Consider the following 23,008-nt stretch of genomic DNA (forward strand, 5'->3'; position numbering starts at 1 on the left):
CCTGGGCAAGATGGTCGAGGCTGTCGGTGGTGCCAAGACCGAGGTCTCCCAATTCGCCCCGCGCCTTTACACGATGAAGATCAACCCGGAGAAGATCCGCGACGTGATCGGCAAGGGCGGCGCCACCATCCGCGCGCTGACTGAGGAGACCGGCACCCAGATCGACATCGCCGAGGATGGCACCATCACCATCGCCTCCACCGACGGTGCGCGCGCCGAAGAGGCTCGACGTCGCATCGAGGAGATCACCGCCGAGGTCGAGGTGGGCAAGATCTACGAAGGCCCCGTGACCAAGCTGCTGGAGTTCGGTGCCCTGGTCAACCTGCTGCCCGGCAAGGACGGTCTGCTGCACATCAGCCAGATCGCCCACGAGCGCGTCAACAAGGTCAGCGACTACCTGCAGGAAGGCCAGATCGTGCGCGTCAAGGTGCTCGAGACCGACGACAAGGGCCGCGTGAAGCTGTCGATGAAGGCCCTGGCCGAGCGGGTTCCCGCCGGCGAACGCGAGGCCCAGGAACAGCAACAGCAGCAGCAACAGCAGTGAGCCGGGTCGCACGGCCCATCGCCACGCCATGAAAGCGGTCGAAATCGTCGAATACGGGGCACCCGAGGTGCTGCGCCTGGCCGAGCGCCCCGACCCGGTGGCCGGGCCGGGGGAGGTGCTGATCCGCGTCGGCGCCTCGGGGGTCAACCGCCCCGACGTGCTGCAGCGCAAGGGCCTGTACCCTGTACCGGCAGGCGCCTCGGACATCCCGGGCCTGGAGGTGGCCGGCGAGATCGTGGCCGGCGATGCGCAGGCCCTGTCCGAAGCCGGCTTGCGTCTGGGTGACCGGGTTTGCGCCCTGGTGCAAGGCGGCGGCTATGCCGAGCTGTGCGTCGCCCCGGTGGCCCAGTGCCTGCCGGTGCCCCCCGGCTGGTCCGACGTCGAGGCCTCGGGGCTGCCCGAGACCTTCTTCACCGTGTGGTCCAACGTCTTTCAGCGCGGCCGCCTGCAGCCTGGCGAGACCCTGCTCGTGCAAGGGGGCACCAGCGGCATCGGCGTGACAGCCATCCAGCTCGCCAAGGCCTTCGGGGCGACCGTCATCGCCACCGCCGGCTCCGACGAGAAGTGCGAGGCCTGCCGCAGGCTCGGGGCCGACCATGCGATCAACTACCGCCGCGAGGACTTTGCCGAGCGCACGCGCGAGCTCACCGGCGGCCATGGGGCGGATGTCATCCTCGACATGGTGGCTGGCGACTACCTGCCGCGCGAGATCGGCTGCCTGGCCGATGACGGCCGCCTGGTCATCATCGCCTTGCAACGCGGGGCCAAAGCCGAGCTCGACCTCGGCGCGCTGATGCGCCGCCGCCTCACGGTGACGGGCTCGACACTGCGTCCCCGTCCCGTGGCCTTCAAGGCCCAGATCGCTCGGGAACTGCGCGAGCGCGTGTGGCCGTTGCTGGCCTCGCGGCGCATCGTGCCGGTCGTCTTCCGCACCTTCGGGCCGGATGAGGCCGCCCAGGCGCATGCGCTCATGGAGTCCAACCAGCACATCGGCAAGCTGGCCCTCGTGTGGCAGCCTGCAGCGCGGACGTCTCCTTAAAATTTACAGTTTTTGCGCGGAGTGCTCCGTCCATGCGACGCAAACTCGTCATCGGCAACTGGAAGATGCACGGCAGCCTGGCGTCCAACGCCGAACTGCTGGCCGGCTTGCGCGCGGCCGAACCCTTCGTGTGCGACACGGCCGTGTGTCCGCCGTATCCCTACCTGGCCGCCTGCGTGCTGGCCCTGCAAGGCAGCCATATCGCGCTGGGCGCTCAGGACTGCTCGGCACACGAGCAGGGAGCCTACACCGGCGAGGTGTCGGCCGCGATGCTCGCTGACCTGGGCTGCCGCTACGTGATCGTCGGGCATTCCGAGCGCCGCAGCCTACACGGAGAGACCGACCAGCTCGTGGCCGACAAGGCGAAGATGGCGGTCGGCAAGGGCCTCATCCCCGTCGTGTGCGTGGGCGAGACGCTGTCCGAGCGCGAGGCCGGGCATACCGAGTCGGTCGTCAAGCGCCAGCTCTCGGCCGTGATCCACACGCTGGGTCACTGCACACCGCAGATCGTGGTGGCCTACGAGCCGGTGTGGGCCATCGGCACCGGCAAGACCGCCACCCCCGAGCAGGCCCAAGCCGTGCACGCCCTGCTGCGCGCTCAGCTCAAGGCAGCCACACCGCATGCCGACGGGATGCGCATCCTCTACGGCGGCAGCGTCAAACCCGACAATGCCGCCGCCTTGTTCCAGCAGCCCGACATCGACGGCGGGCTCATCGGCGGGGCCTCACTGAAGGCTGCCGACTTCATCGCTATTTGCCGCGCCGCCCTGTGAGGCGTGCGGCTCCTCGAACCACCGGAGAACACTGATGCAGTTCATGATGACCCTGATCCTCGTGGTGCAGTTGCTGGCCGCGCTCGCCATGATCGGTCTGGTGCTGATCCAGCATGGCAAGGGGGCCGACATGGGCGCCTCCTTCGGCAGCGGGGCCTCGGGCAGCCTGTTCGGAGCCACCGGCAGCGCCAACTTCCTGTCGCGCACCACCGCGGTGTGCGCCACCGTCTTCTTTGCCTGCACGTTGGCGCTGGCCTATCTCTCCACCCCCGACACCCGTGGCGCGGCCGCGCCCGGTGCGAGCGTGCTCGACCAGCCCGCAGCCCCGGGGGCTGCACAGATCCCCGGCGCGCCCGACGCACAGTCTGCGCCGGCTGCCGGCCAGCCGGCCTCGGCGCCTGCGGCGGCCGGTGCGGCCCAGATCCCGGCCTCCGGCCACTGAGGCGGAGCTCACCAACCGGGCCTGCGGGTCCGGTCACGCGCCCGCGGGTCGCATAGCTCGCGGTGCGCAGCTTGCGCCAGATTCCAACCGGTCTCAAAAGTCGGTGGCGGCGCTTGGAGAAAACCCTGGGTTTCGGGTTAGAATTTATGTCTGTGCAGTGAGCAGCTCCCCTCAGAATTCACGGGCGGCTCACGAGACCCAACTGAACGATTGGTGCATGTCGCGGGCCTGGCCCGCGAGAGTGTTCCGGGCCGACGTGGTGGAATTGGTAGACACGCTATCTTGAGGGGGTAGTGGCGAAAGCTGTGCGAGTTCGAGTCTCGCCGTCGGCACCATCTCAATGCATCTTCGGCGGAGTCCTCATCCGGTGCTCCGTCGACCCTGACACCGGCCGGCGGCGGCAGGCGCAGGGAAATCGGGCGTGCTGAAGCAGCGGTTTGCCGCTGAGGACAGCGCGCCTTATTTTTGCCGCTTGCGGCAAGGCCGGACGACGCAGACATGGCGCAGCCAGGACCCACGAAACGATGAGCCAAGCGACGCAACGCCTATGATCCTCGACCAGTACCTTCCTGTCCTTTTGTTCATTCTGGTCGGCGTCGCGGTGGGCGTGGCGCCCCAGGTGCTCGGATTCGTCCTCGGCCCGCGACGGCCCGACCCCGAGAAGAACTCCCCCTACGAATGCGGCTTCGAGGCCTTCGAGGACGCGCGCATGAAGTTCGACGTGCGCTACTACCTCGTGGCCATCCTCTTCATCCTGTTCGACCTGGAAATCGCCTTCCTCTTCCCCTGGGCCGTGGCCTTGCGCGAGATCGGGCCGGTGGGCTTCTGGGCCATGATGGTCTTCCTGGCCATCCTCGTGGTGGGCTTCGTCTATGAGTGGAAGAAGGGCGCCCTGGATTGGGAATGACCAAGGAGTGCAGTCATGAGTATCGAAGGCGTTCTCAAGGAAGGTTTCATCACCACGACGGCTGACAAGCTGATCAACTGGTCCAAGACCGGGTCGCTGTGGCCCATGACCTTCGGGCTGGCGTGCTGTGCCGTGGAGATGATGCACGCCGGCGCATCGCGCTACGACATCGACCGCTTCGGCATGCTCTTTCGCCCCAGCCCGCGCCAGTCCGATCTGATGATCGTGGCAGGCACGCTGTGCAACAAGATGGCCCCGGCCCTGCGCAAGGTCTATGACCAGATGGCCGAGCCGCGCTGGGTGATCAGCATGGGTTCGTGTGCCAACGGCGGCGGCTATTACCACTACAGCTATTCGGTCGTGCGCGGCTGCGACCGCATCGTGCCGGTCGATGTGTATGTGCCCGGCTGTCCGCCCACGGCCGAGGCGCTGCTGTACGGCATCTTGCAGCTGCAGTCCAAGATCCGCCGAGAAAACACCATCGCCCGCTGAAGAGACGCTCATGACCCGACTCGACACCCTGCAAAGCGCGATCGAGGCCCGTCTGGGCGGCCAGATCCGTTCGCTCCAGCGCGATCGCGGCGAGCTCACCCTGGTGGTGGCGGCGGCCGATTACCTCGATGTATGCCGCCGTCTGCGCGACGACGAGGCCTTGCGTTTCGAGCAGCTCATCGACCTGTGTGGGGTGGACTACAGCACCTATGGCGACGGCCGTCATGACGGGCCGCGTTTCGCGGTGGTGTGCCACCTGCTGTCGGTCGCGCACAACTGGCGCTTGCGTGTGCGCACCTTCTGCCCCGATGACGACCTGCCGATGGTGGCCTCGGTCAACGAGATCTGGAATGCCGCCAATTGGTTCGAGCGCGAAGCCTTCGACCTTTTCGGCATCGTCTTCGAGGGTCACCTGGACCTGCGGCGCATCCTCACCGACTATGGCTTCATTGGACATCCGTTCCGCAAGGACTTCCCGACCACGGGTCATGTGGAGATGCGCTACGACCCCGAGCAGCGACGCGTCATCTACCAGCCGGTGACGATCGAGCCGCGCGAGATCACGCCGCGCGTAATCCGCGAAGAGCGCTACGGCGGCCTGCACTGAGCCCGAGGCAACCATGGCTGACATCAAGAACTACACGCTCAACTTCGGCCCGCAGCACCCGGCCGCCCACGGTGTGCTGCGCCTTGTGCTGGAACTTGACGGCGAGGTCATCCAGCGCGCCGATCCTCACATCGGCCTGTTGCACCGTGCCACCGAGAAGCTGGCCGAGAGCAAGACCTACATCCAGTCGCTGCCCTACATGGACCGTCTCGACTACGTGTCCATGATGTGCAACGAGCACGCCTACTGCCTGGCCATCGAGAAGCTGCTGGGCATTGAAGTGCCCGAGCGTGCGCAGTACATCCGGGTCATGTTCGCCGAGATCACCCGGCTGCTGAACCACCTGCTGTGGCTCGGTGCCCATGGGCTGGACTGCGGTGCGATGAACATGCTCATCTACTGCTTCCGCGAGCGGGAAGACCTTTTCGACATGTACGAGGCGGTCTCGGGGGCGCGCATGCACGCGGCCTATTTCCGTCCGGGCGGTGTCTACCGCGACCTGCCCGACAGCATGCCGCAGTACAAGCCCTCCAAGATCCGCAATGCCAAGGCGATCGCCAAGCTCAACGAGAACCGGCAGGGCTCCTTGCTCGATTTCATCGAGGACTTCACCCGTCGCTTCCCGAAGCATGTGGACGAGTACGAGACGCTGCTGACGGACAACCGCATCTGGAAGCAGCGCACCGTGGGCATCGGCGTGGTCAGCCCGGAGCGTGCCCTCAACCTCGGTTTCACCGGACCGATGCTGCGCGGCTCGGGTATCGCCTGGGACCTGCGCAAGATGCAGCCCTACGACGTCTATGACCGCATGGTGTTCGACGTGCCGGTGGGCACCAACGGCGACTGCTACGACCGCTACCTGGTGCGCGTCGAGGAGATGCGACAGTCCAACCGCATCATCCAGCAGTGCGTGCAATGGCTGCGCAAGAACCCGGGCCCGGTCATCACCGACAACCACAAGGTCGCGCCGCCGTCTCGCGTGGAGATGAAGTCCAGCATGGAGGAGCTGATCCATCACTTCAAGCTCTTCACCGAAGGCTTCCATGTGCCCGAAGGCGAGGCTTATGCCGCCGTCGAGCACCCCAAGGGCGAGTTCGGTATCTACATCGTCAGCGACGGTGCCAACAAACCCTACCGCCTGAAGATCCGTGCCCCGGGCTTTGCCCACTTGGCCGCGATGGACGAGATGTCGCGTGGCCACATGATCGCCGATGCCGTGGCCGTGATCGGCACCATGGACATCGTGTTCGGAGAGATTGACCGATGAGCGCCCAAGCCAAGCAGGTCCAGCCGATGCAGTTCGCACCGGCCACGCTGGAGCGTTTCGCCCGCGAGGTGGCGAAGTACCCGTCCGAGCAGAAGCAGTCGGCCGTGATGGCCTGCCTGGCCATCGTGCAGCAGGAGCAGGGGTGGGTGTCGGCCGAAGCCGAACTGGGCGTGGCCCAGTATCTGGGCATGCCCGCGGTGGCAGTGCGCGAGGTCACCACTTTCTACAACATGTACAACCAGCGGCCGGTGGGCAGGTTCAAGCTCAACGTCTGCACCAACCTGCCGTGCCAGTTGCGTGGCGGGCTGGCCGCTGCCGAGCACCTCGCCAGTCGCCTGGGCATCGAGATCGGCGGCACCACGCCCGACGGGCTGATCACCTTGCAGGAATGCGAGTGCCTGGGCGCCTGTGCCGATGCGCCGGTGATGCTGGTCAACGACCGCCAGATGTGCAGTTTCATGAGCAATGAGCGACTCGATGCGCTGCTGGTCGAACTCGAGTCTGCCGCCAAGCAGGGGGTGAAGTGATGGCCCTCGACCTGTCCAAGTTCCAGGCCACTGGCCGCGAAACCTGCTTCCACGGCCGCCACATCAGTCCCCAGATCTATGCCGGCCTGGACGGCAGCAACTGGCGCCTGAAGGACTACGAGGCCCGTGGAGGCTATCAGGCCTTGCGCAAGGTGCTGGGTCTGGATGGCGGCGCGGGCATGACGCCCGACCAGGTGATTGCCGAGGTGAAGGCGTCGGCCCTGCGCGGCCGTGGCGGTGCCGGCTTCCCCACGGGTCTGAAGTGGAGCTTCATGCCCCGCCAGTTCCCTGGCCAGAAGTACCTCGTGTGCAATTCCGACGAGGGCGAGCCGGGCACCTGCAAGGACCGCGACATCCTGCGCTACAACCCGCACATCGTGATCGAGGGCATGGCGATCGCCGCCTACGCGATGGGCATCAGCGTGGGCTACAACTACATCCACGGCGAAATCTTCGAGGTCTACGAGCGTTTCGAGCAGGCCCTCGAGGAAGCACGTGCTGCCGGCTACCTAGGCCATCACATCCTCGGCAGCGACTTTTCTTTCCAGTTGCATGCCCATCACGGTTTCGGGGCCTACATCTGCGGCGAGGAAACCGCGCTGCTGGAGTCGCTGGAGGGCAAGAAGGGCCAACCGCGCTTCAAGCCGCCGTTCCCGGCGAGCTACGGCCTGTATGGCAAGCCCACCACGATCAACAACACCGAGACCTTCGCTGCGGTGCCCTGGATCATCCGTCACGGCGGTGACGCCTACTTGCAGGTGGGCAAGCCCAACAACGGCGGCACCAAGATCTTCTCGGTGGTGGGCGATGTCGAGCGTCCGGGCAACTACGAGATCCCGATGGGCACACCCTTTGCCACGCTGCTCGAGCTGGCCGGCGGCGTGCACAAGGGCCGCCGACTCAAGGCGGTGATCCCCGGCGGTTCGTCGGCGCCGGTGCTGCCGGCCTCCATCATGATGGACTGCACGATGGATTACGACTCCATCGCCAAGGCCGGCTCGATGCTGGGTTCCGGTGCGGTCATCGTGATGGATGACACGCGCTGCATGGTCAAGTCGCTGCTGCGCCTGTCCTACTTCTACATGCATGAGTCCTGCGGGCAGTGCACACCCTGTCGCGAGGGCACCGGCTGGCTGTGGCGCGTGGTCGACCGCATCGAGCATGGCAAGGGCCGGCCTGAAGATCTCGATCTGCTGAACTCGGTGGCCGACAACATCCAGGGCCGCACCATCTGCGCGCTGGGCGATGCAGCGGCGATGCCGGTGCGGGCGATGATCAAGCATTTCCGCGACGAGTTCGCCTACCACGTCGAACACAAGACCTGCCAGGTCCCGGCCTACGTTTGAGGCTTGCAGCATATGGTTGAAATCGAACTGGACGGCCGCAAGGTCGAGGTGCCCGAAGGCAGCATGGTGATGCATGCGGCCGAGAAGGCCGGTACCTACATTCCGCACTTCTGCTATCACAAGAAGCTGTCGATCGCGGCCAACTGCCGCATGTGCCTGGTCGATGTCGAGAAGGCGCCCAAGCCCATGCCGGCCTGCGCCACGCCGGTGACGCAGGGCATGATCGTGCGCACCAAGAGCGACAAGGCGATCAAGGCCCAGCAGTCGGTGATGGAGTTCCTGCTCATCAACCATCCGCTGGACTGCCCGATCTGCGACCAGGGGGGCGAATGCCAGCTCCAGGACCTGGCCGTCGGCTACGGGGGCTCGTCGTCGCGCTACCAGGAGGAAAAGCGCGTGGTCTTCCACAAGGAGGTCGGTCCGCTGATCTCCATGGAGGAGATGAGCCGCTGCATCCACTGCACCCGTTGCGTGCGCTTCGGGCAGGAGATCGCCGGTGTCATGGAGCTGGGCATGCTCCACCGCGGCGAACACTCCGAAATCACCACCTTCGTGGGCCAGACGGTCGATTCCGAGCTGTCGGGCAACATGATCGACATCTGCCCGGTGGGAGCACTGACCAGCAAGCCTTTCCGCTACAAGGCACGAACCTGGGAGCTGTCGCGCCGCAAGAGCGTCAGCCCGCACGATTCGACCGGTGCGAACCTGATCGTGCAAGTCAAGAATAACAAGGTGATGCGTGTCGTGCCCCTCGAGAACGAGGAGGTCAACGAATGCTGGATCGCCGACCGTGACCGTTTCTCCTACGAGGCCCTGAACGTCGAGGACCGCTTGACCGTCCCGATGATCAAGCAGGGCGGCCAGTGGCGCGAGGTCGACTGGTCCACCGCGCTCGAGTACGTGGCCAACGGACTGAAGCAGGTCCGCCACCAGCATGGCGCTCAGGCCATCGGTGCGCTGGGCAGTGCACATGCCACAGCCGAGGAGCTGTATCTGCTGGGCCAGTTCATGCGAAGACTGGGCAGCGAGAACGTCGACCATCGACTGCGGCACGCCGACTTCACCGCGCCGCCTGCGGGCCAAGCGCGCTGGCTGGGGCGGTCCATCGCCTCCCTGTCGAACCTGGAGGCGGCGCTTGTCGTCGGCTCCTTCCTGCGCAAGGATCATCCGCTGCTGGCCCAGCGTCTGCGTCAGGCGGCCCGGCGCGGAGCGCGCATCCACAGTCTGCATGCGCTGCACGATGATTGGCTGATGCCCATGGCCCAGGGCATGACGGCCGCGCCGTCGGCCTGGGTGCAGGCCCTGGCAGCGGTGGCCGCGGCGGTCGCCGCCGAGCGGGGTGTCCCGGCCCCGATGGACGCTACGGTCGACGAGGCTGCCGCGGCCATCGGCCGCTCGCTGCTCTCGGGTGAACGCAAGGCCGTGCTGCTGGGCAACGCCGCGGTGCAGCATCCCCAGGCGTCGCAACTGCTGGCGCTGGCGAACTGGATTGCCGCCCACACGGGCGGCACGTCCGGTGTGCTGAGCGAGGCCGCCAACAGCGTGGGCGCTCAGCTCGTCGGGGCTCTGCCCGGGCCGGGTGGTCTGGACGTGGCCGGCATGCTCGCCCAGCCTCTCAAGGCTTACGTGCTGCTGCATGTCGAACCCTCGCTCGACCTTGCCGACCCGCTGCGTGCGGCCCGCGCCCTGCACGGCGCCGAGATGGTGGTGGCGCTCACCCCGTTCAAGTCGGCCGTGCAGGCCCATGCGGACGTGATGCTGCCCATCGCCCCCTTCACCGAGACGGCCGGCACTTTCGTGAATGCTGAAGGGCGTGCACAGAGTTTCTATGGTGTGGTCAAGCCGCTGGGCGAGACCCGCCCGGCCTGGAAGGTGCTGCGTGTGCTGGGCACGATGCTGGATCTGCCTGGTTTCGGCTTCGAGACGGCCGAGGAGGTGCGTGCCCAGGCGCTGGGTGACGTGACGGCGCTGGCGGCACGGCTGAGCAATGAGGTGCAGGTTTCTGCCCACCCGGCGCCGGTCTCGACCGGCCTGGAGCGCATCGCCGACGTGCCCATCTACAGCAGCGACATGCTGGTGCGCCGGGCTGCATCGCTGCAGCTCACTCGCGAGGCTCAGCCCCCGGTGGTTAGCGTGGGGCAGGCCACCTGGGTGCACCTGGGTCTGAAAGAGGGCGACCGTGTGCGTGTGCAAGTGGGTGGCGGCGTGGCCACGCTGCCGGTGCGTTGTGATGCCGGCCTGGCGGCCAACGTGGTGCGTGTGGCCGCAGGCCATGCCGACACCGCCGAGCTGGGCCCGATGTTCGCGGCCGTGGAATTGAGCAAGGCGTGATCGAGGAAGCTGCAGATGCTTGAGACCCTCACCCAATTCGGCCAGGCCCAGCTCGGCGGCGCCTGGCCCGTGGTCTGGAACCTGGTCAAGATCGTGGCGTTGGTCCTGCCGCTGATGATCTGCGTGGCCTACCTCACCTTGTGGGAGCGCAAGGCCATCGGCTGGACGCAGGTGCGCCCCGGGCCCAACCGCGTCGGCCCAGGTGGACTGCTGCAGCCGATCGCGGATGCGGTGAAGCTGATCTTCAAAGAGATCATCACGCCCACGGCCGCCAACAAAGGTTTGTACTACCTGGCCCCGGTCATGACCATCATGCCGGCGCTGGCCGCCTGGGCGGTGATTCCCTTCGGTCCTGAGGTGGCGCTGGCCAACATCAACGCCGGCCTGCTGTTCCTGATGGCAATCACCTCGCTGGAGGTCTACGGCGTCATCATTGCCGGCTGGGCTTCGAACTCGAAGTACGCCTTCCTCGGCGCCATGCGCGCGTCGGCGCAGATGGTGTCGTACGAGATCGCGATGGGCTTCGCCTTCGTCGTGGTGCTGATGGTCGCTGGCAGCCTGAACATGACCGACATCGTGGTCAGCCAGGACAAGGGCTATTTTGCCGATCTGGGGCTGAACTTCCTGTCCTGGAACTGGCTGCCGCTGCTGCCCATCTGCGTCGTCTATTTCATCTCCGGACTGGCTGAGACCAACCGTCACCCCTTCGACGTGGTCGAAGGCGAATCGGAAATCGTCGCCGGCCACATGATCGAGTACTCGGGCATGTCGTTCGCGATGTTTTTCCTGGCCGAGTACGCCAACATGATCCTGGTGTCGGCCTTGGCCGCGCTGATGTTCTTCGGCGGCTGGCTGCCGCCGGTGGACAGCGCACTGTTCAACTGGATTCCTGGTTGGGTCTGGTTGGGCCTGAAGACCTTCGTATTGGTCACCATTTTCCTGTGGGTGCGCGCGACCTTCCCGCGGTTCCGCTACGACCAGATCATGCGTCTGGGCTGGAAGGTTTTCATTCCCGTGACGTTGGTGTGGCTGGTGGTGGTGGGTCTGTGGATCCAATCGCCCTGGAACATCTGGCACTGAACCGGAAGTCTGACGAGGTCCCACGATGTCTGCTGTAGCTTCCCTCAAGGGGTTCATCAACAGCTTCATGCTCACGGAGCTGATCAAGGGTCTGGCACTGACGGGCCGTCATTTCCTCTCGCCGCACATCACCGTGCAGTTCCCGGAGGAGAAGACCCCCTTGTCCCCGCGTTTCCGGGGCCTGCACGCACTGCGCCGTTACGACAACGGAGAGGAGCGCTGCATCGCCTGCAAGCTGTGCGAGGCGGTATGCCCTGCAATGGCGATCACGATCGAGTCCGAGGTGCGTGAGGACGGTTCGCGCCGCACGACCCGCTACGACATCGACCTGACCAAGTGCATCTTCTGCGGCTTCTGCGAGGAAAGCTGCCCGGTCGACTCCATCGTCGAAACCCACATCTTCGAGTACCACGGCGAGAAGCGCGGCGACCTGTACTTCACCAAGGACATGCTGCTGGCCGTGGGGGACCGCTACGAGAAGGAAATCGCGGCCAACAAGGAGGCGGACGCGAAGTACCGGTAGTGCCCGCCTGCCGGTCCCTGCCGGCTCCGAGGGGGAGCCGGGCGACCCGCCAACCGAGAACAAAGACATGGATACCCTAAGCGCGCTCTTTTACGTGTTCTCAGCAGTGCTGCTGTTCGCGTCCTTCCGCGTCATCACGGCGCGCAGCACGGTGCATGCCGCGCTGTACCTCGTGCTGGCCTTCTTCAACGCTGCCGGCGTGTGGATGCTGTTGCAGGCCGAGTTCCTGGCCATTGCGCTGGTGCTCGTCTACGTCGGTGCCGTGATGGTGCTGTTCCTGTTCGTCGTGATGATGCTCGACATCAACGTCGACGCCTTGCGCCAGAACTTCTGGAGGCACTTCCCGGTCGCCGGCCTGATCGGCGTGCTCATCGCGCTGGAGATGGCCCTGGTGCTGATGACCGGCTTCAGCCCGGGCCAGGCGCCGCAGCCGACACCCGAGCAGATCCAGATGGGCAACACCAAGCTGCTGGGGATCGAGATGTACACCCACTACATCTACCCGCTGCAGGTGGCGGCAGTGCTGTTGCTGGTGGCCATCGTGGCGGCGATCGCCCTGACGCTGCGCCGGCGCAAGGATTCCCGCTACGTGAACCCGGCCGACCAGATTCGCGTGACCAAGGCGCAGCGGCTGCGTGTGCTCAATATCGAACCGGTCGTCGACAGGCCGGTGGCGGCCGCCTCGGGCGGTGAGCAGCCCACCACCGGAGGCAAGGCATGAGCATCACCCTGGGACACTACCTCACCTTGGGAGGCATCCTGTTCGCGATGTCGGTGGTCGGCATCTTCATGAACCGGCGCAACCTGATCGTTCTGCTGATGGCCATCGAACTGATGCTGCTGGCCGTCAACCTGAACTTCGTGGCCTTCTCGCACTATCTGGGCGACCCGGCCGGCCAGGTGTTCGTCTTCTTCATCCTGACGGTGGCCGCGGCCGAGTCGGCCATCGGCCTGGCCATCCTGGTCGTGCTGTTCCGCAACCGCTCGACCATCAACGTGGACGAACTCGACGCCCTCAAGGGTTGACGCAGCACAGGACACCACAAGATGTCGCAACTCTCACAGAACATGCTGGTCGCGGTGCCCCTGGCGCCGCTGGCCGGGGCCATCATCGCGGGGTTGTTCGGCCGCTACGTCGGCCGCCGCGGCGCCCACTTCTTCACCATCCTCGGTGTGCTGATCTCCTTCATCCTCTCGGCCATGGTGCTGAAGGCCGTGGCGGTGGACGGGGCACGCTTCAATGCCACTGTCTACGAATGGCTGGTGCTGGGCGAGCTGAAGATGGAGGTGGGTTTCCTCATCGACGGCCTGTCGGCGATGATGATGTGCGTGGTGACCTTCGTGTCGCTGATGGTGCACATCTACACCATTGGCTACATGGAAGAAGACCCGGGCTACCAGCGCTTCTTCGCGTACATCTCGCTGTTCACCTTCTCGATGTTGATGCTCGTGATGAGCAACAACTTCCTCCAGCTCTTCTTCGGCTGGGAGGCGGTGGGCCTGGTGTCCTACCTGTTGATCGGCTTCTGGTACAAGAAGCCCACGGCCATCTTTGCCAATCTGAAAGCCTTCCTGGTCAACCGGGTGGGCGATTTCGGCTTCATCCTCGGCATCGGTCTGATCGTGGCATTTGCCGGCACGCTCAACTACACCGAGACCTTTGGCAAGGCCGGTGAACTCGCCCGCCTGAGCTTCCCGGGGACCGAGTGGATGCTGATCACGGTGATCTGCATCTGCCTGTTCATCGGTGCGATGGGCAAGTCGGCACAGTTTCCGCTGCACGTGTGGCTGCCGGACTCGATGGAGGGCCCCACACCGATTTCGGCGCTCATCCACGCGGCCACGATGGTGACGGCCGGCATCTTCATGGTGGCACGCATGTCACCACTGTTCGAGCTGTCGGACACCGCGCTGAACTTCGTGCTGGTGATCGGGGCCATCACGGCACTCTTCATGGGTTTGCTGGGCATCATCCAGAACGACATCAAGCGCGTGGTGGCCTATTCCACGCTGTCGCAGCTCGGCTACATGACGGTGGCGCTGGGAGCGTCGGCCTATTCGGTGGCCGTGTTCCACCTGATGACCCATGCCTTCTTCAAGGCGCTGCTGTTCCTTGCCGCCGGCTCGGTGATCATCGGCATGCACCACGATCAGGACATCCGCAACATGGGTGGACTGCGCAAGTACATGCCCATCACCTGGATCACCTCGCTGCTGGGGTCGCTGGCGCTGATCGGCACGCCGCTGTTCTCGGGCTTTTACTCCAAGGACAGCATCATCCTGGCGGTGCAGGCGAGCACCCTGCCCGGGGCGGGTTTTGCCAGCTTCGCCGTGGTCGCCGGCGTGTTCATCACGGCCTTCTACTCCTTCCGGATGTACTTCCTGGTCTTCCATGGCAAGGAGCGCTTCCACGACAAACCCCATCCGTCGCCTGATGATCATGGTCACCACGACGACGAGCACGGCCACCACGAGCCGCACGAGTCACCCTGGGTGGTCACAGCGCCGCTGCTGCTGCTGGCCGTGCCTTCGGTCGTGATCGGCTTCATGACCATCGGCCCGATGCTCTTCGGAGACTTCCTCAAGGACGCCATCGTCGTGAACACCGAGGCTCACCCGGCCATGAAGGTGCTGGCCGAGGGCTTCCACGGCGCTGCTGCGATGGCCCTGCACGGTTTGCAGACCTTGCCGTTCTGGCTGGCGCTGGCGGGGGTGGCCACAGCCTACGTCTTCTACCTGGTCAAGCCCGAGATCCCGGCGGCGCTGCACGCTCGCCTGGGCTGGCTGGTGCGCATCATGGAGAACAAGTACTACATGGATTGGATCAACGAGAAGGTCTTTGCCGCGGGTGCCCGGCTGCTGGGCCGCGGCCTCTGGAAGGGGGGCGACGTGGGCCTGATCGACGGCCTGATCGTCAACGGCTCGGCCAAAGTGGTTGGTTGGACGGCCTCCGTGGTGCGTCTGGTGCAGTCGGGCTATATCTACCACTACGCCCTGGTGATGATCGTCGGCGTGTTCGCGCTGATCACCTGGCAGTTGTGGCCCCACCTGCAGTCCTTCCTGGTCCGCTGAGCGAGGTTGCCCGAACATGAGTCTGCTGAGCCTCGCCATCTGGACGCCCATTCTCTTTGGCGTCATCTTGCTGACCTTGGGGCGCGATGAGCATGCCAATGCGGTGCGCTGGATCGCCCTTGCCGGTGCCGTGCTGAGCTTCTTCATCACGGTCCCCCTGGTCACCGGCTTCGACACCAGCACCTCGGCGATGCAGTTCGTCGAGCATGTGCCCTGGATCGAGCGCTTCAATGTCCATTACCACCTGGGCGTGGATGGGCTTTCCGTGTGGTTCGTGCTGTTGACGGCCTTCATCACCGTCGTGGTGGTGATCTCCGCCTGGGAGGTGATCACCGAGCGCGTGAACCAGTACATGGGGGCCTTCCTCATCCTCTCCGGCCTGATGGTGGGGGTGTTCTCGGCGCTGGACGGTCTGCTGTTCTACGTCTTCTTCGAGGCCACGCTGATCCCGATGTACATCATCATCGGCATCTGGGGCGGGCCGCGCAGGGTCTACGCCGCATTCAAGTTCTTTCTCTACACGCTGCTGGGCTCGCTGCTGATGCTGGTGGCCCTGGCCTATCTGTATTTCAAGTCGGGCGGCAGCTTCGACATCCTGAGCTGGCATCAGCTCCCGCTGCCGCTGGATGTGCAATTGCTGCTGTTCGGGGCCTTCTTCCTGGCCTTTGCGGTGAAGGTGCCGATGTGGCCGGTGCACACCTGGCTGCCCGATGCCCACGTGGAGGCTCCCACCGGCGGCTCGGTGGTGCTGGCGGCGATCATGCTCAAGCTCGGTGCCTACGGTTTCCTGCGCTTTTCCCTGCCCATCGTGCCTGATGCGGCCCGTGAGCTGGACTGGCTCATCATCAGCTTGTCGTTGATCGCCGTGCTCTACATCGGTCTGGTGGCTCTGGTGCAGCAGGACATGAAGAAGCTGGTGGCCTATTCCTCGATCGCGCACATGGGCTTCGTGACCCTGGGCTTCTTCTTGTTCAACGAGCTGGCGGTTTCGGGGGCCATCGTGCAAATGATTGCGCACGGCTTCGTCTCCGGCGCGATGTTCCTGTGCATCGGTGTGCTCTATGACCGTGTGCATTCGCGCGAGATCGCGGCCTATGGCGGCGTGGTGAACACCATGCCCAAGTTTGCGGCCTTCGCGGTGCTGTTCGCGATGGCCAACTGCGGCCTGCCGGGTACGGCCGGCTTCGTGGGGGAGTGGATGGTGATTCTGGGCGCCGTGAAGGTGAACTTCTGGATCGGTTTGCTGGCGGCCACGACGCTGATCTTCGGGGCGGCCTACACGCTGTGGATGGTAAAGCGCGTGTACTTCGGCGACGTCGCGAACGACAACGTGCGCGGCTTGCAAGACCTGAACAAGCGCGAGTTCTTCATGCTGGCGCTGCTGGCCCTGGCGGTGCTTTGGATGGGCGTGTACCCAAAGCCCTTCACCGACGTGATGCACCACTCGGTGGTGGATCTGCTCAAGCATGTCGCCGTGTCCAAGCTGAACTGACGGGGCGATGACAATGAACACGATGAACTGGATCGCCATCTACCCCGAGATCACGCTGCTGGTGCTGGCCAGCACCATTCTTGTGATTGACCTGTTCGTGACGCACCCGTTGCGCCGTCTGACGTATGGCCTCACGCTGGCCACCCTGGCCGTGGTGGGTGCGATGCAGATGGCCTACTTCCTGGGCTACTACCTGGAAGGGCAGACGGTCTATGCGATGCAGGGCATGGTCGTCAACGACCCGCTGGGCAACCTGCTGAAGTTCTTTGCGACGCTGTCGGTCTTCGTGACGCTGATCTACGGTCATCTGTACAGCGCCAAGCGCGACATGCTGCGTGGGGGAGAACTCTTCACGCTCAGCCTGCTGGCGCTGCTGGGCATCATGGTGATGATCTCCGGGAACAACTTCCTGGTGATTTACCTGGGCCTGGAACTCATGTCGCTGTCGCTGTATGCCTTGGTGGCCTTGCGTCGCGACGATCTCGTGGCCACCGAGGCGGCCATGAAGTACTTCGTGCTCGGTGCGCTGGCCAGCGGTTTCCTGCTGTACGGCCTGTCAATGATGTACGGTGCCACCGGGTCGCTGGACATCGACGAAGTCTTCAAGGCGATTGCCGCCGGGCAGTTCAACCGCCAAGTGCTGGTCTTTGGCGTGGTTTTCGTGGTGGCGGGGCTGGCCTTCAAGCTCGGCGCGGCGCCTTTCCACATGTGGGTGCCCGATGTCTACCAGGGAGCACCCACGGCGGCAACGCTGCTGATCGCCGGAGCGCCGAAGTTGGCCGCCTTCGGCATCACGGTGCGCCTGCTCATCGACGGCATGCTCGCCCTGGCCGTGGACTGGCAGCAGATGCTGATCGTGTTGTCGGTGGTGTCCTTGCTGGTGGGCAACCTCGCAGCCATCGCGCAGAGCAATCTCAAGCGCATGCTCGCCTATTCCACCATCGCGCAGATGGGTTTCATGCTGCTGGGCCTGGCCTGCGGGGTGGTCAACGGCAACACCCTGTCGGCCGCCAATGCCTACAGCTCGGCGATGTTCTACGTGGTCACCTATGTCATCACGACCCTGGGTAGCTTCGGCCTGATCCTGCTGCTGTCGCGCGAAGGTTTCGAGGCTGAGGAAATCAAAGACCTGAAGGGCTTGAACCAGCGCAGCCCCTGGTATGCCGCGGTGATGGCCATCTTCATGTTCTCGTTGGCGGGCATCCCGCCCACGGTGGGCTTTTATGCCAAGCTGGCCGTTTTGCAGGCGCTGGTCTCGACGAATGTGGACCTGTACATCGGTCTGGCGGTGTTCGCGGTGCTGCTGTCGCTGGTGGGGGCCTACTACTACCTGCGTGTTGTCAAGGTGATGTACTTCGACGAGGCCGAGGACCGTGCGCCGATCCAGGCCAGCCCCGAGGCCCGTGCTGTGCTGTCGGTCAACGGCCTGGCGGTGCTGGTGCTGGGCATCCTGCCCGGGGGGCTGATGGCCATGTGCGCCCAGGCGATCGTGCGGGCCTTCTCGGTCTGAGCGGGGCCGGACCGGACCGATGGATCAGTCGGCGTCGATCTGGGTGATCCTGATCGTGGCGGCCGTCGCTGCCAACCTGCCGTTTCTCAGCGAGCGTGTCCTTTTCATCGGGCCGCCGAAGCATCCAAAGGGGCTGGGTTGGCGGCTGCTGGAATGGCTGCTGCTGTTCGGCCTGGTGCTCGCCCTGGGCATGGGTCTGGAGGCCCGCCTGGGCCAGCGCCATCCGCAGGGCTGGGAGTTCTATGTGGTGGCCGCCTGCTTGTTCGCGACGCTGGCCTTCCCGGGCTTCGTCTGGCGCTACCTGCGGCGTCATCGCTCCTGACTGGAGGCGGTCATGAACCGGCACGAAGACGAGCGTTCCCTGCACGAGGCCTGCGTGGAAGGCCGCGTCGCCTACGAAGGCGATTTCCTGAAGGTGCGTCGGGACCGTGTGCGCCTGCCCGACGGCCGGCTCGCTCAGCGCGAGTACATCGTGCATCCCGGGGCCGTGATGGTGGTGCCCCTGCTGGATGACGGCCGCTTCGTGCTGGAACGCCAGTTCCGCTACCCGCTCGGCCGGGTGATGATCGAGTTCCCGGCCGGCAAGCTCGACCCGGGCGAATCGGGTCTGCGATGTGCCATGCGCGAACTGCGCGAGGAGACCGGCTACGTCGCCCGGCAATGGGCCCGAGCGGGGGTGCTGCACAACGCGATCGCCTATTCCACCGAAGGCATCGAGGTTTGGTTCGCCCGCGGACTGACCCCTGGGGCCGCGAGCCTGGACGAGGGGGAGTTCGTCGAGGTCTTCGCGGCTGCGCCCCAGGAACTCGACGCCTGGGTGCGCAGCGGAGAGGTCACCGACGCCAAGACCCTGATCGGCCTGCTGTGGTGGCAGCGCTGGCAGGCCGGGCGCTGGTGTCCGGACTGGCGCCCCACGGACGATACATATCAGGCATCATCCCTGCCATGAAGGTGTTCGATCTGCGCTGCGCCCAGGGCCACGGCTTCGAAGGCTGGTTCGGCTCGGAGGAGGACTTTCAGTCCCAGCTTGCGCGGGGCCTGGTGAGCTGCCCGCTGTGCGGCCATGCCACGGTCGAGAAGCTGCCCAGCGCACCGCGCCTGAATCTCGGCGCCGCGACCCGGCCCGAGGGGCCGGCGCAGGCCGAAGCGACGCCGACGCCGGAGCAGCTCTGGATGCGGGCGGTACGGCATGTGCTTGAACACACCGAGGATGTCGGCGATCGCTTCGCCGAGGAGGCCCGGCGCATCCACTACGGCGAGGTGCCCTCGCGTGGCATCCGCGGCCAGACCACGCGGGAAGATGCCCAGGCGCTGCGGGACGAGGGCATCGAGGTGCTGACCCTGCCGCTGCCGGCCGGCCTGAAGGGGCCGGTGCAGTAGGGCACCCGGCCGCCCCCGTGCTCAGGGGGCCAGCAGCCGGCCCGGATTGAACAGGCCCTGAGGGTCGAGAGCCCGCTTGATCGCGCGCATCAGGCCCAGCGCGACCGGCGACTTGCGTGCCGCCAGTTCCTCGCGCTTGAGCAGGCCCACGCCGTGCTCGGCCGAGATGGAACCGCCATGCGCCGTCACCGCGTCGTAGACGATGCGATTGACGGTCTTTTCGTGGGCCGCCAGGAACTCCCCCCCCGACACGCCGGTCGGTGCCTGCACGTTGTAGTGAAGGTTGCCATCGCCCAGATGACCGAAATCGACCAGGCGCACACCGGGCAGGTGGGCCGCCAGGGCGGCGTCGGTGAAGGCCACGAAGGCCGGAATGCGCGAGACCGGCAGCGAGATGTCGTGCTTGATGTTCAGGCCTTCCTCCGCCTGGGCCAGCGGGATGGATTCGCGCAGATGCCACAACGCCCGGGACTGCTCCAGGCTCTCGGCCACGGCGGCGTCGGTGATGAGGCCATCCTCGTAGGCCTGTTCGAGCAGGCTTTCGAACAGAGCGCGGGCATGGGCCTCGGACTCGTGATCGGAGGCCTCCATCAGCACGGTCCAGGCAGAGGGGGGCAGCGGCTGGGGCTGCTGCGGGAAGTGCCGGCGCACGAGCTCGAGCGAGAACTGGTTCATCACCTCGAAGCCGGTGAGGCTGGCGCCCAGGCGGGCCTGGGCGCGCTGCAGCAGCCCAACGGCGGCGTCCATCGAGGGCAGGGCGGCCAATGCGGTCATGCGGGCGGCCGGGCGCGGATATAGGCGCAGCGTGGCGGCGGTGATGAGGCCGAGGGTGCCTTCACTGCCGATGTAGAGGTCGCGCAGGTCGTAGCCGGTGTTGTCCTTGCGCAGGCCGCTCAGGCCGTCCCAGATCTCGCCGTCGGCCGTCACCACCTCCAGGCCCAGACAGAGCTCACGGGCGTTGCCGTAGCGCAGCACCTGGGTGCCGCCGGCATTGGTGGCCAGGTTGCCGCCGATGGTGCAACTGCCCTCGGCGGCCAGGCTCAGGGGGAACAGGAGGCCCTGGGCGGCGGCGGCTTCCTGCACGGCTTGCAGCACGCAGCCGGCCTCGACCGTCATCGTGAGGTTGGCGGTGTCGATCTCGCGGATGCGTTGCATCCGCTGGGTGCTCAGCAGCACCTGGCGGCCGCTGTCGTCGGGCACCGAGGCTCCCACCAGGCCGGTGTTGCCGCCCTGGGGCACCAGGCTCACGCCATGGCGGGCGCAGGCCCGCACCACCGCGGCGACTTCGGCCGTGTTGGCGGGGCGCACCACCGCCAGGGCCTTGCCCCGGTAGCGGCGGCGCCAGTCGATTTCGTAGGCGGAGAGGTCGCCGTCGGTGAGCACCTGGGAGGCACCGACTGCCGTGCGCAGGTCGTCGAGCAGACTCATGGGATTCAGGGAGATGGCGTGGGGGTGGCGGTGCGCGCATGGCGCAGGCGCCAGCGCACATGCAGGGCGCAGGCGGTGAACAGCAGCAGGCACAGCCCCACCTCGATCGCGGCCAGCACGGCGCTGAAGCCGCGGTCGGAGGCGGCGCGCACCACACCTTCGGTGAAGTAGATCCACACCAGCAGGCTCACCCAGCGGTAGGTGTACATACGGCGCTTGAGCAGGCCGGCCAACGGGATGAACAGCGGCAGCACTTTGAGCACCAGCCAGGAGCCGCCCGGGCGCAGCGGGGCCAGCCAGAGCTCCCAGGCCAGCCCCAGGATGATCAGACCGATGAGGCTGCCCACGGCCAGGGCGCGCGTGAGGTCGATGCGGGTGTGGTGATCCATCGATGGCATGATACCGGGCATGAACCTTCCCAAGCAGCTGCCGCTGTCGGCGCGCGAGCGGCTGTCGGTGCTGGTCCGCACGCTGCAGGACTGGCCCTGGCGCGAGACCCTGCGGACCTTGGGCCAGCGTTTCCGCGAGGACCGCCTGGGTCTGACCGCCGGCAGCCTGACCTTCACCACCCTGATCGCTCTGGTGCCGTTGTTCACCGTGACGCTGGCGGTGTTCACGGCCTTTCCCATGTTCGCCAGCTTCCAGGCGGCCCTGGAGGCTTATTTCGTGAAAAGCCTGGTGCCCGAGGCGATCGCGCGGCCGGTGTTGCGTGCGCTCACGCGCTTCGCCGCGAACGCCAACCGGCTGGGCACGGCAGGCCTGATCGCGCTGGTGCTGACAGCCCTGTCGCTGATGCTCACGATCGATCGCACGCTCAACGCCATCTGGCGGGTGCGCAAGCCGCGCCCTATCGCGCAGCGTGTGCTGGTGTACTGGGCGGCCGCCACGCTGGGGCCGCTACTGCTCGGGGTGAGTCTGACGCTCACGTCTTATGCCTTGTCGGCGTCGCGCGGCTTGGTGGGGTCTTTGCCTGCGCCGGTGTCAGCGATTTTCAACGCGCTGGAGTTCGTGCTGATGGCGGGCGCCTTTGCGGGGCTGTTCCGCTACGTGCCCAACACCCACGTGCGCTGGTCTCATGCCTTGGCGGGCGGCTTCTTCGTGGCCACGGGTTTCGAGCTGGCCAAGGCGCTGCTGGCGTGGTATTTGCGCAGCGTGCCGACCTATTCGGCCTTGTACGGCACCTTTGCCACGGTGCCGATCTTCCTGGTCTGGCTCTACCTGGGCTGGGTCGTGGTGCTGCTGGGGGCGGTGATCGCAGCCTATGCGCCCAGCCTGCAGATGAAGGTGGTGCGTCGCCCGGCCACACCGGGATATCGCTTCCATCTGGCGCTGTTGGTGATGCGCGAGCTGCAGGCCAGCCGGCGGCAGCCCGTCCATGGGCTGAGCCTGGAAGCGCTGTCACAGCGGCTGCGCACCGACCCGCTGCAGATCGAGCCTGTGTTGGACAAGCTGCGTGCGCTGGACTGGGTGGGGCGGCTGGACGAGGAGGGGGGCGCGCGCCATGTGCTGCTGGCCGAGCCCGAACACACCCTTGCGCAGCCCCTGATGGCCGAGCTGCTGCTCGATCCGGCTCCCGACCTGCGCGGCTTCTGGGACAAGGCCGGTTTCGGCCGGATGACGCTCAAGGACCTGCTGGACTGAGTGCGGTCAGAACTTGATCTTGCCGGTCCAGATGTCCTTGTACATGACCCAGTCGCCCATGAAGCTATAGAGCGGGCGCTTGAAGGAGGCGGGCTTGTTTTTCTCGAAGCCGAAGTGGCCGATCCAGGCGAAGCCGTAACCGGCCAGCAGGCCGTAGAGCAGGTACTGCGGCTGGCCGGTGACGAGCAGGGCCGCCAGGCAGATCAGCGCCAGCGTGGAGCCGACGAAGTGCAGCCGGCGGCAGGTGCGGTTGCTGTGTTCGCTGAGGTAGAACGGGTAGAACTCGGCGAAGCTCTTGAAGCTGCGCGGGTTGGCGCCTTGTGCCTGCAAGGGGGTGTTCATGACGGACTCCCGGGCGAGGAGAGAAAGCTCCTGAGGGCATTCAACACCCCGTCGGGGTTTTCCGTCATCAGGGAATGCCCGGCGCGCAGGGTCTGGACGCGCGCGCGCAGCGCGGCCGCCAGATCTTTCGTCGCCGCAGGCGGGGTCATCTGGTCCTGGGCCCCGAGCAGCAGCAGGGCCGGGCACTGCACGCGCCGGGCCGCCTCCAGACCGGCGGCATAGCGGTCGCAGATGGAAAAGTCGATGTGAAAGAGGTTGGCGCCGG

Annotated in this window: 26 protein-coding genes and 1 tRNA gene; 23 read left to right on the plus strand and 4 right to left on the minus strand. The window is 65.7% G+C overall.

Annotation, left to right across the window (positions count from 1 at the left end):
- From ACK42S_RS05755 to ACK42S_RS05860, 22 genes are all read left to right on the plus strand, one after another.
- Positions 1-544 (plus strand): S1 RNA-binding domain-containing protein (locus ACK42S_RS05755; RefSeq protein WP_409704409.1); only part of this gene is annotated, 544 nt, incomplete at its 5' end.
- A 28-nt stretch (positions 545-572) separates the two neighbouring features.
- Positions 573-1,583, plus strand: coding sequence for an NAD(P)H-quinone oxidoreductase (locus tag ACK42S_RS05760; protein ID WP_409704411.1), 1,011 nt, complete (start codon positions 573-575; stop codon positions 1,581-1,583).
- Positions 1,584-1,615: 32 nt separating this feature from the next.
- Positions 1,616-2,356 (plus strand): triose-phosphate isomerase, encoded by a 741-nt coding sequence (gene tpiA, locus ACK42S_RS05765; protein ID WP_409704413.1) that lies wholly within the window; start codon positions 1,616-1,618, stop codon positions 2,354-2,356.
- A 34-nt stretch (positions 2,357-2,390) separates the two neighbouring features.
- Positions 2,391-2,798, plus strand: a complete 408-nt coding sequence (gene secG, locus ACK42S_RS05770) for a preprotein translocase subunit SecG (RefSeq protein WP_409704415.1) — start codon at positions 2,391-2,393, stop codon at positions 2,796-2,798.
- Between the two features lie 250 nt (positions 2,799-3,048).
- Positions 3,049-3,133: transfer RNA gene (locus tag ACK42S_RS05775), tRNA-Leu, on the plus strand.
- A 212-nt stretch (positions 3,134-3,345) separates the two neighbouring features.
- Entirely contained in the window at positions 3,346-3,705 is a 360-nt protein-coding gene (locus tag ACK42S_RS05780) for an NADH-quinone oxidoreductase subunit A (RefSeq protein WP_409704417.1), read from the plus strand.
- A 15-nt stretch (positions 3,706-3,720) separates the two neighbouring features.
- Positions 3,721-4,197: a NuoB/complex I 20 kDa subunit family protein gene (locus tag ACK42S_RS05785; protein WP_104302711.1), complete on the plus strand. Its 477-nt coding sequence runs from the start codon at positions 3,721-3,723 to the stop codon at positions 4,195-4,197.
- A gap of 10 nt (positions 4,198-4,207) precedes the next feature.
- Positions 4,208-4,804: an NADH-quinone oxidoreductase subunit C gene (locus tag ACK42S_RS05790; RefSeq protein WP_409704419.1), complete on the plus strand. Its 597-nt coding sequence runs from the start codon at positions 4,208-4,210 to the stop codon at positions 4,802-4,804.
- A gap of 13 nt (positions 4,805-4,817) precedes the next feature.
- Complete coding sequence (locus tag ACK42S_RS05795) at positions 4,818-6,071, plus strand: NADH-quinone oxidoreductase subunit D (protein ID WP_409704421.1); 1,254 nt, start codon at positions 4,818-4,820, stop codon at positions 6,069-6,071.
- Positions 6,068-6,598: an NADH-quinone oxidoreductase subunit NuoE gene (gene nuoE, locus ACK42S_RS05800; RefSeq protein WP_409704423.1), complete on the plus strand. Its 531-nt coding sequence runs from the start codon at positions 6,068-6,070 to the stop codon at positions 6,596-6,598. Before ACK42S_RS05795 ends, nuoE begins: the two co-directional genes overlap by 4 nt.
- On the plus strand, positions 6,598-7,944 hold the full coding sequence (nuoF, locus tag ACK42S_RS05805) for an NADH-quinone oxidoreductase subunit NuoF (RefSeq protein ID WP_409704425.1): 1,347 nt from the start codon (positions 6,598-6,600) through the stop codon (positions 7,942-7,944). Before nuoE ends, nuoF begins: the two co-directional genes overlap by 1 nt.
- A 12-nt stretch (positions 7,945-7,956) precedes the next feature.
- On the plus strand, positions 7,957-10,275 hold the full coding sequence (gene nuoG, locus ACK42S_RS05810; RefSeq protein ID WP_409704427.1) for an NADH-quinone oxidoreductase subunit NuoG: 2,319 nt from the start codon (positions 7,957-7,959) through the stop codon (positions 10,273-10,275).
- Between the two features lie 15 nt (positions 10,276-10,290).
- On the plus strand, positions 10,291-11,355 hold the full coding sequence (nuoH, locus tag ACK42S_RS05815; RefSeq protein WP_409704429.1) for an NADH-quinone oxidoreductase subunit NuoH: 1,065 nt from the start codon (positions 10,291-10,293) through the stop codon (positions 11,353-11,355).
- Between the two features lie 25 nt (positions 11,356-11,380).
- A complete protein-coding gene (gene nuoI / locus ACK42S_RS05820; RefSeq protein WP_409659513.1) occupies positions 11,381-11,878 on the plus strand; it encodes an NADH-quinone oxidoreductase subunit NuoI in 498 nt (165 codons plus the stop codon).
- A 67-nt stretch (positions 11,879-11,945) separates the two neighbouring features.
- Positions 11,946-12,599, plus strand: a complete 654-nt coding sequence (locus tag ACK42S_RS05825; protein ID WP_409704431.1) for an NADH-quinone oxidoreductase subunit J — start codon at positions 11,946-11,948, stop codon at positions 12,597-12,599.
- Positions 12,596-12,904 carry an NADH-quinone oxidoreductase subunit NuoK gene (gene nuoK / locus ACK42S_RS05830; RefSeq protein ID WP_409704433.1) on the plus strand — a complete coding sequence of 103 codons (309 nt, stop codon included), beginning with the start codon at positions 12,596-12,598 and terminating at the stop codon, positions 12,902-12,904. The genes ACK42S_RS05825 and nuoK overlap by 4 nt, the downstream gene beginning before the upstream one ends.
- Positions 12,905-12,925: 21 nt before the next feature.
- Positions 12,926-14,950 carry an NADH-quinone oxidoreductase subunit L gene (nuoL, locus tag ACK42S_RS05835; protein ID WP_409704435.1) on the plus strand — a complete coding sequence of 675 codons (2,025 nt, stop codon included), beginning with the start codon at positions 12,926-12,928 and terminating at the stop codon, positions 14,948-14,950.
- Positions 14,951-14,966: 16 nt separating this feature from the next.
- Positions 14,967-16,442: an NADH-quinone oxidoreductase subunit M gene (locus ACK42S_RS05840; RefSeq protein WP_409704437.1), complete on the plus strand. Its 1,476-nt coding sequence runs from the start codon at positions 14,967-14,969 to the stop codon at positions 16,440-16,442.
- A gap of 7 nt (positions 16,443-16,449) precedes the next feature.
- Positions 16,450-17,952: an NADH-quinone oxidoreductase subunit NuoN gene (gene nuoN / locus ACK42S_RS05845; protein ID WP_409704439.1), complete on the plus strand. Its 1,503-nt coding sequence runs from the start codon at positions 16,450-16,452 to the stop codon at positions 17,950-17,952.
- 19 nt (positions 17,953-17,971) lie between these two features.
- Positions 17,972-18,274, plus strand: coding sequence for a DUF2818 family protein (locus ACK42S_RS05850; RefSeq protein WP_409704441.1), 303 nt, complete (start codon positions 17,972-17,974; stop codon positions 18,272-18,274).
- Positions 18,275-18,286: 12 nt separating this feature from the next.
- The gene (locus tag ACK42S_RS05855; protein ID WP_409704443.1) at positions 18,287-18,901 is read left to right on the plus strand and encodes an NUDIX domain-containing protein; all 615 of its coding nucleotides are present in this window, start codon (positions 18,287-18,289) and stop codon (positions 18,899-18,901) included.
- Positions 18,898-19,332, plus strand: coding sequence for a DUF1178 family protein (locus ACK42S_RS05860; RefSeq protein ID WP_409704445.1), 435 nt, complete (start codon positions 18,898-18,900; stop codon positions 19,330-19,332). The genes ACK42S_RS05855 and ACK42S_RS05860 overlap by 4 nt, the downstream gene beginning before the upstream one ends.
- Positions 19,333-19,353: 21 nt before the next feature.
- Here the strand turns inward: ACK42S_RS05860 and ACK42S_RS05865 are convergent, their stop codons facing one another.
- Both ACK42S_RS05865 and ACK42S_RS05870 read right to left on the minus strand, forming a co-directional pair.
- Positions 19,354-20,760, minus strand: coding sequence for an FAD-binding oxidoreductase (locus ACK42S_RS05865; protein ID WP_409704447.1), 1,407 nt, complete (start codon positions 20,758-20,760; stop codon positions 19,354-19,356).
- Between the two features lie 5 nt (positions 20,761-20,765).
- Positions 20,766-21,149 (minus strand): DUF2069 domain-containing protein, encoded by a 384-nt coding sequence (locus tag ACK42S_RS05870; protein ID WP_409704449.1) that lies wholly within the window; start codon positions 21,147-21,149, stop codon positions 20,766-20,768.
- Between the two features lie 19 nt (positions 21,150-21,168).
- Here ACK42S_RS05870 and ACK42S_RS05875 point away from each other — a divergent pair, with 19 nt between their 5' ends.
- Positions 21,169-22,401, plus strand: coding sequence for a YihY family inner membrane protein (locus ACK42S_RS05875; protein WP_409704451.1), 1,233 nt, complete (start codon positions 21,169-21,171; stop codon positions 22,399-22,401).
- Between the two features lie 6 nt (positions 22,402-22,407).
- Here ACK42S_RS05875 and ACK42S_RS05880 read toward each other — a convergent pair whose 3' ends face one another.
- On the minus strand, positions 22,408-22,743 hold the full coding sequence (locus ACK42S_RS05880) for an Mpo1-like protein (protein ID WP_409704453.1): 336 nt from the start codon (positions 22,741-22,743) through the stop codon (positions 22,408-22,410).
- On the minus strand, positions 22,740-23,008 hold a 269-nt coding region (locus ACK42S_RS05885; RefSeq protein ID WP_409704455.1), incomplete at its 5' end, for an alpha/beta fold hydrolase. The genes ACK42S_RS05880 and ACK42S_RS05885, both read right to left, overlap by 4 nt.

Origin of the sequence: Caldimonas sp., assembly GCF_046289365.1 — a bacterium.
Lineage (GTDB): Bacteria > Pseudomonadota > Gammaproteobacteria > Burkholderiales > Burkholderiaceae_C > Caldimonas.